At 36.8% G+C, this 12,487-nt stretch carries 17 protein-coding genes and 1 other annotated feature; of the genes, 4 read left to right on the top strand and 13 right to left on the bottom strand.

Annotated elements, in window-relative coordinates:
* Positions 1–24: 24 nt before the first annotated feature.
* The 13 genes from VXM77_RS11615 to ilvA all read right to left on the bottom strand — a co-directional run bounded on the left by VXM77_RS11615 (position 25) and on the right by ilvA (position 8,921).
* Positions 25–618 (bottom strand): class I SAM-dependent methyltransferase, encoded by a 594-nt coding sequence (locus VXM77_RS11615; protein ID WP_161831764.1) that lies wholly within the window; start codon positions 616–618, stop codon positions 25–27.
* Positions 619–793: 175 nt separating this feature from the next.
* Positions 794–1,159 (bottom strand): 50S ribosomal protein L7/L12, encoded by a 366-nt coding sequence (gene rplL, locus VXM77_RS11620; RefSeq protein WP_161831765.1) that lies wholly within the window; start codon positions 1,157–1,159, stop codon positions 794–796.
* Between the two features lie 57 nt (positions 1,160–1,216).
* The gene (rplJ, locus tag VXM77_RS11625) at positions 1,217–1,747 is read right to left on the bottom strand and encodes a 50S ribosomal protein L10 (RefSeq protein ID WP_161831766.1); all 531 of its coding nucleotides are present in this window, start codon (positions 1,745–1,747) and stop codon (positions 1,217–1,219) included.
* A 25-nt stretch (positions 1,748–1,772) separates the two neighbouring features.
* Positions 1,773–1,919: a sequence feature (ribosomal protein L10 leader region), on the bottom strand.
* Positions 1,920–1,931: 12 nt separating this feature from the next.
* Complete coding sequence (rplA, locus tag VXM77_RS11630) at positions 1,932–2,627, bottom strand: 50S ribosomal protein L1 (RefSeq protein WP_161831767.1); 696 nt, start codon at positions 2,625–2,627, stop codon at positions 1,932–1,934.
* A gap of 79 nt (positions 2,628–2,706) precedes the next feature.
* The gene (rplK, locus tag VXM77_RS11635; RefSeq protein WP_161831768.1) at positions 2,707–3,132 is read right to left on the bottom strand and encodes a 50S ribosomal protein L11; all 426 of its coding nucleotides are present in this window, start codon (positions 3,130–3,132) and stop codon (positions 2,707–2,709) included.
* Between the two features lie 122 nt (positions 3,133–3,254).
* Entirely contained in the window at positions 3,255–3,791 is a 537-nt protein-coding gene (gene nusG / locus VXM77_RS11640; RefSeq protein WP_161831769.1) for a transcription termination/antitermination protein NusG, read from the bottom strand.
* A gap of 12 nt (positions 3,792–3,803) precedes the next feature.
* Positions 3,804–3,983 carry a preprotein translocase subunit SecE gene (secE, locus tag VXM77_RS11645; RefSeq protein ID WP_161831770.1) on the bottom strand — a complete coding sequence of 60 codons (180 nt, stop codon included), beginning with the start codon at positions 3,981–3,983 and terminating at the stop codon, positions 3,804–3,806.
* Between the two features lie 22 nt (positions 3,984–4,005).
* Positions 4,006–4,155: a 50S ribosomal protein L33 gene (rpmG, locus tag VXM77_RS11650; protein WP_161831771.1), complete on the bottom strand. Its 150-nt coding sequence runs from the start codon at positions 4,153–4,155 to the stop codon at positions 4,006–4,008.
* 72 nt (positions 4,156–4,227) lie between these two features.
* Positions 4,228–4,827: a sigma-70 family RNA polymerase sigma factor gene (locus VXM77_RS11655; RefSeq protein ID WP_161831772.1), complete on the bottom strand. Its 600-nt coding sequence runs from the start codon at positions 4,825–4,827 to the stop codon at positions 4,228–4,230.
* Positions 4,828–4,845: 18 nt separating this feature from the next.
* A complete protein-coding gene (gene rlmB / locus VXM77_RS11660) occupies positions 4,846–5,688 on the bottom strand; it encodes a 23S rRNA (guanosine(2251)-2'-O)-methyltransferase RlmB (RefSeq protein WP_161831773.1) in 843 nt (280 codons plus the stop codon).
* Positions 5,688–6,110: a ribonuclease III domain-containing protein gene (locus VXM77_RS11665; RefSeq protein ID WP_237658909.1), complete on the bottom strand. Its 423-nt coding sequence runs from the start codon at positions 6,108–6,110 to the stop codon at positions 5,688–5,690. Before VXM77_RS11665 ends, rlmB begins: the two co-directional genes overlap by 1 nt.
* Before the next feature lie 191 nt (positions 6,111–6,301).
* On the bottom strand, positions 6,302–7,642 hold the full coding sequence (gene cysS / locus VXM77_RS11670) for a cysteine--tRNA ligase (RefSeq protein WP_161831774.1): 1,341 nt from the start codon (positions 7,640–7,642) through the stop codon (positions 6,302–6,304).
* Between the two features lie 64 nt (positions 7,643–7,706).
* Positions 7,707–8,921: a threonine ammonia-lyase gene (gene ilvA / locus VXM77_RS11675; protein ID WP_161831775.1), complete on the bottom strand. Its 1,215-nt coding sequence runs from the start codon at positions 8,919–8,921 to the stop codon at positions 7,707–7,709.
* A gap of 175 nt (positions 8,922–9,096) precedes the next feature.
* Between ilvA and VXM77_RS11680 the strand changes: the two genes are divergently transcribed.
* The 4 genes from VXM77_RS11680 to VXM77_RS11695 all read left to right on the top strand — a co-directional run bounded on the left by VXM77_RS11680 (position 9,097) and on the right by VXM77_RS11695 (position 12,474).
* The gene (locus tag VXM77_RS11680; protein WP_161831776.1) at positions 9,097–9,474 is read left to right on the top strand and encodes a RidA family protein; all 378 of its coding nucleotides are present in this window, start codon (positions 9,097–9,099) and stop codon (positions 9,472–9,474) included.
* Between the two features lie 290 nt (positions 9,475–9,764).
* Positions 9,765–10,952 carry an MFS transporter gene (locus VXM77_RS11685; protein ID WP_338506420.1) on the top strand — a complete coding sequence of 396 codons (1,188 nt, stop codon included), beginning with the start codon at positions 9,765–9,767 and terminating at the stop codon, positions 10,950–10,952.
* 140 nt (positions 10,953–11,092) lie between these two features.
* Positions 11,093–11,662 (top strand): transposase family protein, encoded by a 570-nt coding sequence (locus VXM77_RS11690; protein WP_338505899.1) that lies wholly within the window; start codon positions 11,093–11,095, stop codon positions 11,660–11,662.
* Positions 11,635–12,474: an ISL3 family transposase gene (locus VXM77_RS11695; RefSeq protein WP_338506422.1), complete on the top strand. Its 840-nt coding sequence runs from the start codon at positions 11,635–11,637 to the stop codon at positions 12,472–12,474. Before VXM77_RS11690 ends, VXM77_RS11695 begins: the two co-directional genes overlap by 28 nt.
* Positions 12,475–12,487: the final 13 nt, after the last annotated feature.

The following is a 12,487-nucleotide window of genomic DNA, read 5'->3' on the forward strand; positions in this document are numbered from 1 at the left end:
TAATATCATTTTTTTTCAATACTGTCAAGATTTTATAGACCTTAAAATAAAATATCCTTTATCTTTAGAAATAACCTCACAATTACCATAAACCTCTTCCATTTTCTTTTTAGCCGATGGGGCCCCTTGTTTTTTTTGAATAACCACCCACAACTCTCCACCATCCACTAAATGATGTTGAGCCTCTTCTAAAATTCCATGAACAACTTTCTTACCAGCTCGAATAGGTGGATTGGATAAGATGGCCGCAAACTTCCCCTTTACCCCTTCATAACAATAACTTTCGTAAATAGAAACATTTAAAATGTTATTATTTTTAGCATTTCTTTTAGCTAACTCTAACGCTCGGTGGTTAACATCTACCATATGAATATTTCGATTCTCATAACTCTTAGCTAAACTCAAACCGATAGGTCCGTAACCACAACCAACATCTAAAATATCCCCCTCTACTTCAGGAACAGTAAAACTTTCTATTAATAATCTTGACCCAAAGTCAACCTCCTTCTTAGAAAAGACTCCAACGTCCGTAGTAAATCTAAAATCATAGCCTCTTAGCCTATAATTAAAGCTCTTCTCATCTGAGTGAGCATCGACATTGTTAGTATAATAATGCATGATCACAACCCCTTTTGATTTTACCTAAAAATTAGAGAATATGAACATTTTTACACGTTCTATTATTGCCATAATAAAGTAAATTATTACATTTTTTATGTATTAAATAAAAACCTGAGCGATACTACTCACTCAGGTTTTTAAATTTATTTTTTTATAGCTTCTTAAAAGTTAATTATTTAACTTCTACAGATGCTCCAGCTTCTTCTAATTTAGCTTTTAATTCTTCAGCTTCTTCTGGAGAAACTTTTTCTTTGATTTTAGCAGGAGTTCCATCTACTAATTCTTTAGCTTCTTTTAATCCTAAACCAGTGATTTCACGAACTACTTTGATAACACCGATTTTTTTAGCTCCAGCGCTTGTTAAGATTACATCTACTTCAGATGGTCCAGCAGCAGCTTCAGCTCCACCAACAACAGCTACAGGAGCAGCAGCAGTTACACCAAACTCTTCTTCGATAGCTTTAACTAAATCATTTAATTCTAAAACTGACATTTCTTTGATTGCTTCAATCATTTCAGCAGCAGTTAATTTTGCCATTATATTTTCCTCCTTCAAAATAGGGCTATACCCTTATAGGTTTTTTTATTTTAAAAATTACTCAGCAGCTTCTTCAGTTACAGGTGCTTCAACACCAGCTTCTTTTTGTTCAGAAACAGCTTTAACAACACAAGCCATATTGCGCATTGGAGCTTGTAATACAGAAAGTAACATAGATAATAAACCTTCGCGGTTTGGTAACTTAGCTAATTCCATAACTTGCTCTAATGAAGCAACACTTCCTTCGATTAAACCAGCTTTTAATTCTAATGCTTGGTGTTCTTTTGAGAAGTTGTATAATACGCGTGCAGGCGCAACAACGTCTCCTTTAGAATAAGCAACAGCCGTTGGACCAACGAATGCTTCACCTAAACCTTCGAATCCTGCTTCAGTCACAGCACGACGTGAAATGTTGTTTTTTAATACTTTAAACTCAACACCTTCAGCACGTAATTGTTGACGTAATTCAGTTACTTCAGCAACAGTTAATCCGCGGTAATCAACAACAACTAAAGAAGCTGATTCTTTGAATTGTGTTGCATATTCAGCAACTAATTGAGATTTCATTTCGATTGCAGTAGCGCTCATCATTCACACCTCCTATATTCGTTATTAGTCCGTAGAAAAACCCTTATATCCATTAAGTTGTGGACAGAAGGGTATAACTAAGGCATGAAAATAAATAGTATATATATCCAAAACCTCGGTAGGACATTAAGCCCAAGGCCCCTACTGTCTACGGTAATTCTATTCAATTATCAAAAAGAAAAAATTATTTTTCTAATGATTCAGATGCAACTTTGATACCAGGACCCATTGTTGAAGAAACAGCAATGTTTTTCACATAAGTTCCTTTAGCTGCAGATGGTTTAGCTTTTAAGATAGTACCAAAAATAGCTTTGAAGTTTTCGATTAACTTTTGGTTATCGAATGATACTTTTCCAATTGGAACATGAACATTACCAGCTTTATCAACACGGTATTCAACTTTACCAGCTTTGATTTCATTAACTGCTTTTGTTACGTCCATTGTAACTGTACCAGTTTTAGGGTTTGGCATTAAACCACGTGGACCTAACACGCGTCCTAATTTACCAACTTCAGCCATCATATCTGGAGTAGCTACTACTACATCAAAATCCATCCAACCTTGTTGAATTTTATTGATCATATCGCTATCTCCTACGAAGTCTGCTCCAGCCGCTTCAGCTTCTTTAGCTTTTTCACCTTTAGCGAAAACTAAAACTGAGCGATCTTTACCAGTTCCGTGAGGTAATACCATAGCTCCACGAATTTGTTGATCCGCTTTACGTGGGTCAACTCCTAAACGGAAAGCTACATCTACAGTTGCGTCAAATTTAGCAACATTAGTTTTTTTAACTAACTCAACAGCTTCTTCTACAGAGTATAAAGTAGTAGAATCAACTAATTTTTTGGCTTCGATGAATTTTTTACCTTTTTTAGCCATCTCAAATACCTCCTAAATTGTGGTTAACGGAATCTCCTCCCACAGATTTAGGTTGTAATCTACAACCTAAAACGGTAGATTAGTCTTCTACAACGATTCCCATTTGTCTTGCAGAACCTTCAATAATACGCATTGCAGCTTCTACTGTATTCGCGTTTAAGTCTGGCATTTTTTGCTCAGCGATTGCACGAATTTGATCTTTAGTTAAAGTAGCAACTTTCTCTTTATGAGGTAAAGCTGATCCACTTTGAATTCCAGCCGCTTTTTTTAATAAGTCTGATGCTGGTGGAGTTTTTGTAACGAATGTAAATGAACGATCTTCATAAACTGTGATTACTACTGGGATAATACTTCCCATTTGTTCACGTGTACGTTCATTGAATTCTTGACAGAATCCTTGAATGTTCGCACCGGCTTGTCCTAATGCTGGACCTACTGGTGGAGCTGGATTTGCTTTTCCTGCAGGAATTTGTAATTTAATAATACTTTTTACTGCTTTTGCCACGCGACACACCTCCTCTAAGTCCGTGATGTGGTTATTTGGGTGTTTCACCCTCCCACTTGATATGAATCTCATATCGACTACGCTAGTTTATCACCTTTTTTTATTTTTCGCAAGGATTTTTTTTATTCGACTTCACAAATTTGTCCGAAATCCAATTCTACTGGCGTTTCACGTCCAAATAAATCCACTAATACACTTACCTTACCATGTTCTTTGTCGATTGTTTCAATTTTTCCAACTTGCCCTGAGAAAGGACCCGCTGCAACTAATACTTGTTGACCTACTTCAATATCAACTGAAACTTCCACGCTTGTAATTCCCATCTTTTTAAGAATCGGTGTGATTTCTTCAGTTGGAAGTGGCACTGGACGTGTTCCCTTACCACTTGATCCTAAGAATCCCGTAACACCTGGTGTATTACGTACCATGTACCAAGAATCATCAGTATCGATCATTTCAACAAGAACGTATCCAGGAAAAGTTTTCTTTAATTTTTCTTTACGGACACCATCTTTAATTTTAACTTCTTTTTCTTCCGGAATTAATACTCGAAAGATTTTTTCTTGCATATTCATTGTTTCAATACGCTTTAACAAATTGGTCATTACCTTATTTTCATAACCAGCATACGTTTGAACAACATACCAACGTTTTTCCACTAATATGACCTCCTATCCAAGTAACCCGATTACTTGGGAAATCACTAAGTCAACAGCGAAGAAGAAAACTGATAACACAATAACGAAACACATTACTTGTACTGTGTAAGTTTTCATCTCCTTCTCTGTCGGCCAAGTTATCTTCTTTAATTCAGCAGACACACCTTTAAAAAAACCTTTTACCTGACTCATCCTGTGGCCCCCTATACCAACTTTATTTAGTTTCCTTGTGCATTGTATGTTTCCCACAACGCTTGCAGAATTTTTTAACTACAAGACGTTCATTGTGTGTTTGTTTATTTTTTACGGTTGAATAGTTGCGACTTAAACATTCATCACAAGCTAAAATTATTTTTGTGCGCATGATTTAACCTCACAATTTCTTATTTCGTAACTCTATTTACTCTATCAAAAACATCTTCTATTGTCAATAAAACTAACAATATTGCCCAGTAGATGAACTATTTTTATTTAATGCCTTTAATTTCATTTTACAACGTTGTAAAGCATTATCTACTTTTTTAGGAGGCACACTTAACATTTGTGCTATCTCAATATAAGTATTATCTAACAAATAATATTTCAAACACATTTTTTCAAAATCGGATAAAAATCCTTCTTTTTTAAAGGCGTACTCCATAAATAATTTTTCATCTAAGTTAAAATACCCTCGATCTAAATAGGATGCCTGTGACTCCGCTACAACACAAACTTCTGTTGTGCTATAATCCGTCAATAAATCCAGACCGGCGCTTCTTTTAACCCGACGATACTCTGTTATAATCGCATTTCTTACACATGTCATTGAATAAGAATAAAAACTAAACTCTGCCTCTTGGTCATAGGTGTAAATAGACTGGATGAAGGCTAATTGCCCTTCTTGAAAAAAATCTTCAGGATCTATACCGATTCCACGATAAGAATAGGCTATTTTTTTTATTAACAGTGAGTATTTCTTGATGAGTGTATCCAAAGCAACTTTATCTTGTTCTCGAACTAAACGTACCAATTCATAATCACTACACTTAACCTTCACCATATCCCTCCTAGGACACTATTTTATCGGATTTCTCTTATTATAAATTTCATACATCAGTAATGCAGCAGCGACCGACGCATTTAACGAGGTAACATGACCTCTCATCGGTAAATAGACTTTAAAATCACAAGCTTCACGAACCAGACGACTAATTCCCTTTCCTTCGCTACCTATTACAAGACCTAAAGGTAATTGCGCATCTAACGTTCGATAGTCTTGTGCTTCGTTAGCATCTGTTCCAGCTATCCAAAGCCCCGCTTCCTTTAACTGATTAATTGCAACTGTTAAATTCGAAACACACGCAACTGGAACATGTTCAATAGCACCCGTTGATAATTTAGCTACCGTACTCGTCAACCCAACAGCTCGGTCTTTACGAATAATGATTCCATCGACCCCTGCCGCATCAGCAGTTCGAAGAATCGCACCTAAATTATGCGGATCCTCCAGGCCGTCTAAAATAATAATAAAAGCCGGTTCGTCCTTATTAGTCGCCCTTTGGATCAAGTCTGCTAATGGAAGATATCCATAAGGTTCTACGATGGCTAAAACACCTTGATGATTTCCCTTAACATCGTACTTATCCTTTACAACTTGTTCAAATTTTTGTTTAGGAAGCACGCGGCACGTAATATTTCTCTCGGCCAATAAATCCATTAATTTCACATCGTTTTTAGACACCGCATCCGCGACGACAACTTCAAATATTTTACGATTTGAAGATAAAACCTCGTTTACTGTATTCTTTCCGTAAACGACTTCGCGTCCACTATCTTTTTTATTCATTGGCTTCGCCTCTTTTTTATTCATGCGTTTAGGGTTTTGATCATTCTTTTTCCCTTTATGATACTTGCTCATTATTTCGTCACCTCACCCTTAGATTCAATACTATAGGAAATAATCTCGTCTAATCGTTGCATCTGATTAGTTAAATATAAATATCCAATCAACGCTTCAAAAGCTGTTGAGTGTGTATAAGTTAAAACATCCGTGTTTTTAGGAACTGATCGACTCTTTGTATTCCGTCCCTTTTTTACAACCTCTACTTCTTTCTCATTCAATAAATTATTTTCTATTAAGTAGGTTAACGTTGCTGCCTGAGCATGCGCAGAAACATACTTTACCGCTAATTGATGCAGACGTTTAGGTTTATTAATTCCCATTCGGCACAACGTCTCTCGAATTCTTAAATCATAGTACGAATCCCCTACAAAGGCCAACATTGTACTATTCATTTGCTTTACTTCCATTGTCTCACACGCCTTTTCTAATCTCGTCATTATTATACACTAAATTTTCCCGCTTTAACGAAAAAGCATTTTTTTACCCTCACTTTCTTAGATTCAATGCTTTTCAGCGAAAAAAGTCATTTTTCGACCCTGTTTTCTATCCCAATCACGCCCTTATTTTCTTAAGCCACATAAAAAAGATTCCACCTTTTCAAATGGAACCTTTTTTATCATAACGTATTTTAAATGACATTTAAAGCCTGTAATCTTTCTCTTAATGCGTCAGCCTGCGTAAAGTCTTTCGCCTTTCTAGCAGCTTCCCAAGACTTGAACAAGTCTCTTTCTTCAGAGGTTAGACGCTTTTTCTTCAAATCAAAACCAAAAATATACGTCATATTTTGAAGAGTCATCAGCGCATATTTATAGGCTCCTTCGCTAACCTTCGCACGCATCATCTTATTCACTTCTTTAACCACTCCATATAAACTTGTAATAGCATTTGATGTATTGAAGTCATCCTCTAACGCGTCCGTAAATTGTTGCATTAACGCCGCTATTGCGTCGACTTTTTCCTCTTTCACATCTAGCGCCTCCGCCACATCAAGTTTCAGATGCAACTGATTAAACGTTGTTTTAATTTTTTGCCACTCTTTCATCGCTAACTGGATATTTTCCTCTGTGTAGTTGATCGGTTGACGATAGTGAACCGACAACATAAATAGGCGAAACGCATTAGCATCAATTTTCTCAATTAAATCTTTAACATTAATCACATTTCCTAAAGATTTACTCATTTTCTCGTTATTAAGACCTAAACGTCCTACGTGCATCCAATAATTCGCTATACTGTGACCATGCATACATAATGACTGCGCAATTTCATTTTCGTGGTGAGGGAATTGAAGATCTGTTCCGCCTCCATGAATATCAATCTTACCTTTAAATTCTTTCTGAATCATAACGACACATTCTGTATGCCATCCTGGGCGACCTGCTCCCCACGGTGAATCCCAAGTAATTCCCTTATCTGTTTTTTTCCATAAAACAAAGTCTAAAGGATTTTCCTTTTTAGAGTCTTCTGCAATACGTGCACCAACTTCTAATTCTTCTATCCTTTTACCTGATAATTGTCCATACTCCCGAACCTTATCGATACGGAAATAAACGTCACCCTCTACTGCGTACGCATACCCTCGCTCAACTAACGCATGAATAAAATCAATCATTTCTTCCATATTTTCCGTGACTTTAGGCATTTTATTAAACGGTAAGGCATTCAAAAGTTGATTACACTCTAAAAAGTATTCTAAATACTTTTTCGCAATTTCTGCCTCTGTTACCTCTTCTTCAATCGCACGATTAATAATCTTATCATCCACATCTGTCACATTAGAGACATAATCTACTTCGTATCCTAGATAATTAAAGTAGCGGTGAACAAGGTCAAAAAATAAAACTGGACGTGCATTTCCGATGTGAACATAATTATAAACAGTTGGTCCACAAATATACATCTTGACCTTATTTTCTTCAATCGGCTTAAATTCCTCTTTCTGACGCGTATACGTATTATAAATTAACATTACAGGTCCCAACTCCTATCTTCCGAAACGATATCTTCATTTTAATATATTTCACCAAACTTTGCTAGTTTGTATACTCAATCTCATAATTTGCCTCTAATAATTTTTCAATGACGCGTTTTTTATGTTCTTCATCAATCGTCTCAATAACAACCGATACTTCTAATTGATACATCGATAATCCTTCCTTATGACGATTTTGATGAATAACCAACACATTTCCGAATTCTTTCGCTATAGTATCTAAAAAGAGACTTAGCTCTCCTGCCCGGTGATTTAATAAAACTTTAATTTCTGTTCGACGGCCGGTTGTAATCATCGCATGATTAATAATACTTTCAATTAAATTAATATCTATATTTCCCCCTGAGAGAACGGCCCCTACCTTTTTACCTCTAACATCTAGATGACCGGATAATAACGCCGCAACTGGAACGGCACCAGCGCCTTCGCACACTAGGTTACAATTTTCAAGAAGAAATAAAAATGCTTGAGAAATTTCTGTTTCAGTCACTGTCACGATTTCGTCTACATAGCGGCAAATAAGGGGAAACGTCAAATCTCCCGGTCTACCAACTGCGATGCCATCAGCAATGGTTCGATGAATATTAACTTTTTCTATCTTTCCTAATCGAACCGATTCATACATAGAAGGTGCATTTTCTGTTTGTACCCCGATCACACGAATTTTGGGATTAATCGTTTTTACCGCTAATGCTATCCCTGCCGCGATCCCCCCTCCACCGATAGGAACTAACACCACATCTAAATCCGGTTGTTCCTTTAACATCTCTAGACCAATCGTCCCCTGACCTGCAATGACATACGGATCATTGAACGGATGAACAAAGGTTGCGCCAGTCGCCTCTTTAATTTCTAATGCTTTTTGGTAGGCCTCGTCATAAACATCCCCCTCTAACACCACTTCTGCCCCATATTTACGCGTCGCCGAAATTTTTGCGAAAGGTGCATTCTTAGGCATCACGACGGTGGACTTAAGACCTAATTTGCTTGCACTAATGGCCACCCCCTGCGCGTGATTTCCAGCACTTGAAGCTACAACACCACTTTTTTTCTCATCCTCTGTTAAATGAACCATTTTATTATAAGCCCCTCGAATTTTAAACGATCCCGATTGTTGTAGGTTTTCAAGCTTTAAATAGATTTCCCCCTTTGTCAATCCACTCAACGTTTCTGCATAACAAAAATCAGTTTCTTTAATGATTCCCTTTAACTCTCTAGCCGCCTCAATGACCATTTGAAAGGTTACATTTTCCATTTCAAATTCCTCCAATAAATCAATTATTATTCCCCTTTATTTTCGCACTTCTAGCTTATCTTATTCTTTTGCCTATTAATTTGCCCCCAATAAACCACACTATTTATAGGACTATGTTATTATAAAATGATGGGAGATATTCTCATCACTCTTGTCTTAAAAAGGAGGAATTTTAATGAACATTATTTCAACAAACGCTGCACCCCAAGCTATCGGACCTTATTCACAAGCTATCGAGGTCAACAACACCCTCTATATTTCTGGACAAATACCTCTTGATCCTCAAACGATGGAAGTTATTGCCGATGATGTTGCTACGCAAACGCACCAATGTTTAAAGAATATTGACGCCATTTTAACAAAAGCGGGGTACTCGCTTCATAATGTAGTGAAATGTGGGATTTTTTTAACCGATATGAACGATTTTTCAATTGTCAATGAAGTATATGGCCAATACTTTCACTCACATAAACCTACCCGTTCATGTGTGCAGGTTGCTAAACTTCCTCGAGAAGTTAAAATTGAAATCGAGGCCATTGCCGTTAGAAATTAAACGGTTCTCTCCCGACGATTAACCTTCTTCAACAACAAGGTTAATCGTCTTTTACTTTACATTGAGAAAAAACTCAACACGCGTATTAGAACATGCCCTCCCTTTCAAACAAAGTTACCTTCTTTCTTTAACCCCTGTTGAAATAAAAGCAAAAAAAGTCCCTTGTGGATAACTTTTTTTCGTTTAACTGAAAGATTCTTAAATCATTTTCATTATTCCTTTTCATCGCTACATAATTCATTCCTAGGCGTCCATTCTAATAAAAAGGTTGAATTCGGAGGTTTACATCCATGTCAAATAAATTGAAATTTCAGAAGTATCTCGTGCTAATGGCCTGCTTTCTGATTATGTCGGTCTCGTTTAGTATCGTTAATAATATTACTTCACTCTTTCTTGACCCCGTGACGAAACATCTAGGTTTATCAATTTCCTCATTTTCTTTAATTTTCACGATTGGGGCTGTGACAACAGCACTAATGTCCCCCATAACGGGACATCTAGTTTCAAAAGTACCATTAAAGTTATTAATGGCCATTGGATCTATTTTAGCCGGTGGAGGATTTTTTTGTTACGCCCTCGCCAAAACGATCTGGATGTTTTATCTGATTGCTATTATTGTTGGAATCGGAATCTCGTGTCTAACGACTATTCCAATCGCCACTGCACTAACTTCTTGGTTTGAGGATCGAAAAGGATTTGCCTTAGGTATTGCGATGGCGGGTGCGGGAACTGGCTCTTTTGTTTGGATGCAGGTTGTCTCGCGGATGTTAAATCATCTGACCTATCAAACAACGTATGCCCTTTTAGGCGGAATTATCTTAATTGTTTGCCTGCCCCTCTCTCTATTAGTCATGGCGTTGCCACCTGATGCAACCATTGAGTCGAAGAAAAAAGAAAAATTATCATTCAACGATATCCATTGGAGCACTCAATTGATTCTATTTTCTTTGGGGCTTTTTCTTCTAGGAATGAGTGTTTCGGGAACAAAGATGCATATTCAACCGTATTTAACAAGTCTTCACCATCCCCTAAGCTTTAATGCTAATGTAGGTTCTACGCAAGCTATCTTCGCCCTCATCGGGAGCTTAGTTGGCGGAATCGTTTTCGATAAACTCGGATTAAGAACATCAATCGCCTCCTTTGTTTCCATGGCGCTTATCGGTTATCTTTGCCTCATTTTTGGATTTTACCCCTCACTTCTATTCATCTTTGCCGCCCTGTTTGGACTATGTTTGTGTCTTCCCTCACTCCTTCCCTCTTATGGAACAAGTGCCTTATTCGGAAAAGATCATTACTCCATGCATCTCGGCTTTATTAATATGATTTTTACACTAGGAAGTGCCTTAGGTCCTGTTATCTCTGGTTTTATCGCCGATCATTTAACTTATCGTTTGGTGTGGGTCATTTACTTTATCATCACTACTCTCTACTTAATCCTTTTCCTTCTCGCCTTTAAAAAGAAAAAACCTCAGAATTAAATTCTGGTTCTATAATATTTGGTGTGGGTGATGCCCACACCTCTTTTATTGGAATTAAAAAATAAGTACAAAAAAAGAGACATAACGTCCCAAATTCTATACAATGTAATCGACCAAAAAAACACGAAAGGATTGGGTTTATGTCTCACACTAATTGTATCTCAACTTTACTTGATTTAAAAGATAAAAATATTACTTTTTCAAAAAATTGTATCCAAGAAACTCAGATTAAGAATGTTCGTTCTAAACTTATTTTGGGAACTCTTTCTTTTCAACCGACTCATTGCTACCACTGTGGTCATTCTTTTGACTCAAATATCATTAAACACGGCTTCAAAACTTCACGTATTAAGCTAGTCAAAATTTCCGGATTTGATGCTTATCTAGACTTAAAAAAACAACGTTATAAATGCCGTCATTGTGACCGAACATTTACCCTAGAAACATCTCTTGTTAACCCTAATTGTTTTATTTCCACTCCCGTAAAACAAGCCATCTTTTTAGAAGCTAGTCATAAGAAATCCGAAACAGATATTGCACGTGAGCTTAACGTTTCTCATTCAACCGTTAACCGCGTCATTCATTCTTCCTATGAAGAACAGCCGCTTCCCTTTAATTCTCTCCCAAAAGTTCTTTGTTTTGACGAGTTTAAGTCGGTTAAATCGGCCGAGGGTCACCTGCCATGCGAAGCATGTATCCTCCATTGGTAGGGAACGGAGCAATGTCCTTCATTTTTTGTGATGCGTCCAATGGAAAGCTAATTAATATCGTTGAAGACCGTCGCTTAAGTACTCTAAAGGACTATTTTATGCGGTTTTCTAAGGAAACTCGTGAAGGTGTAACCCACATCGTCATTGACATGTACGCCCCTTATATGACACTCATTAAAGAGGTATTCCCTAAGGCTAAGATTGTTTTAGATAAATTTCATATCGTTCAACTAGTCTCTCGTGCCCTTAATAAAACCCGCATTCGTTTCATGAATCAAAATAAAGAGTTTTATAATAAATTCAAACATTATTGTCGACTTCTCCTTAAAGCGCAAGAAGATCTTAACGCTACAAAATTCTTCTATTCCAATTGTTTTAAAAAGATGGTTTCTCAACAAGAAATTGTCGACTTTTTACTAGACTTATCTCCTGAACTAAAGGAGACTTATGATTTCTACCAAACTGTCCAACAGGCTATTAAACTTCGTAACCTTGAAATATTTCATCATGCCATTCAACACCCCTCTGACCTGCTTTCACTCGAAATGAAAACAGCTTTAAAAACACTCACTCATTATCAAGACTATGTAAAAAATACAATTAAAACTCCTTATACCAATGGAGTACTCGAAGGAATTAACAATAACATCAAAGTCATTAAACGTATTGCTTTCGGATATCGGAGTTTCTATCACTGGGTCACCTGCCATGCGGAGCATGTTTCCTCCACTGGTAGGGTAGTCAAAGCAAGAATTTTGATTATCCATAAATACACTTTTGAACAAAAAAAGAAGAGGAATCAAGCCGTCTAAAAGATGGCCTAAT

It is taken from the genome of Turicibacter sp. KK003 (assembly GCF_037014675.1).
Classification (GTDB): Bacteria; Bacillota_I; Bacilli_A; order MOL361; family Turicibacteraceae; genus Turicibacter; species Turicibacter faecis.

Bases quoted from the DNA above. Each gene is read 5' to 3' on its own strand.
- VXM77_RS11615 (WP_161831764.1), bottom strand. From the start codon at position 618: ATGCATTATTATACTAACAATGTCGATGCTCACTCAGATGAGAAGAGC.
- rplL (WP_161831765.1), bottom strand. From the start codon at position 1,159: ATGGCAAAATTAACTGCTGCTGAAATGATTGAAGCAATCAAAGAAATG.
- rplJ (WP_161831766.1), bottom strand. From the start codon at position 1,747: ATGAGCGCTACTGCAATCGAAATGAAATCTCAATTAGTTGCTGAATAT.
- rplA (WP_161831767.1), bottom strand. From the start codon at position 2,627: ATGGCTAAAAAAGGTAAAAAATTCATCGAAGCCAAAAAATTAGTTGAT.
- secE (WP_161831770.1), bottom strand. From the start codon at position 3,983: ATGAGTCAGGTAAAAGGTTTTTTTAAAGGTGTGTCTGCTGAATTAAAG.
- rpmG (WP_161831771.1), bottom strand. From the start codon at position 4,155: ATGCGCACAAAAATAATTTTAGCTTGTGATGAATGTTTAAGTCGCAAC.
- rlmB (WP_161831773.1), bottom strand. From the start codon at position 5,688: ATGAGCAAGTATCATAAAGGGAAAAAGAATGATCAAAACCCTAAACGC.
- VXM77_RS11665 (WP_237658909.1), bottom strand. From the start codon at position 6,110: ATGACGAGATTAGAAAAGGCGTGTGAGACAATGGAAGTAAAGCAAATG.
- cysS (WP_161831774.1), bottom strand. From the start codon at position 7,642: ATGTTAATTTATAATACGTATACGCGTCAGAAAGAGGAATTTAAGCCG.
- ilvA (WP_161831775.1), bottom strand. From the start codon at position 8,921: ATGGAAAATGTAACCTTTCAAATGGTCATTGAGGCGGCTAGAGAGTTA.
- VXM77_RS11680 (WP_161831776.1), top strand. From the start codon at position 9,097: ATGAACATTATTTCAACAAACGCTGCACCCCAAGCTATCGGACCTTAT.
- VXM77_RS11685 (WP_338506420.1), top strand. From the start codon at position 9,765: ATGTCAAATAAATTGAAATTTCAGAAGTATCTCGTGCTAATGGCCTGC.
- VXM77_RS11690 (WP_338505899.1), top strand. From the start codon at position 11,093: ATGTCTCACACTAATTGTATCTCAACTTTACTTGATTTAAAAGATAAA.
- VXM77_RS11695 (WP_338506422.1), top strand. From the start codon at position 11,635: ATGCGAAGCATGTATCCTCCATTGGTAGGGAACGGAGCAATGTCCTTC.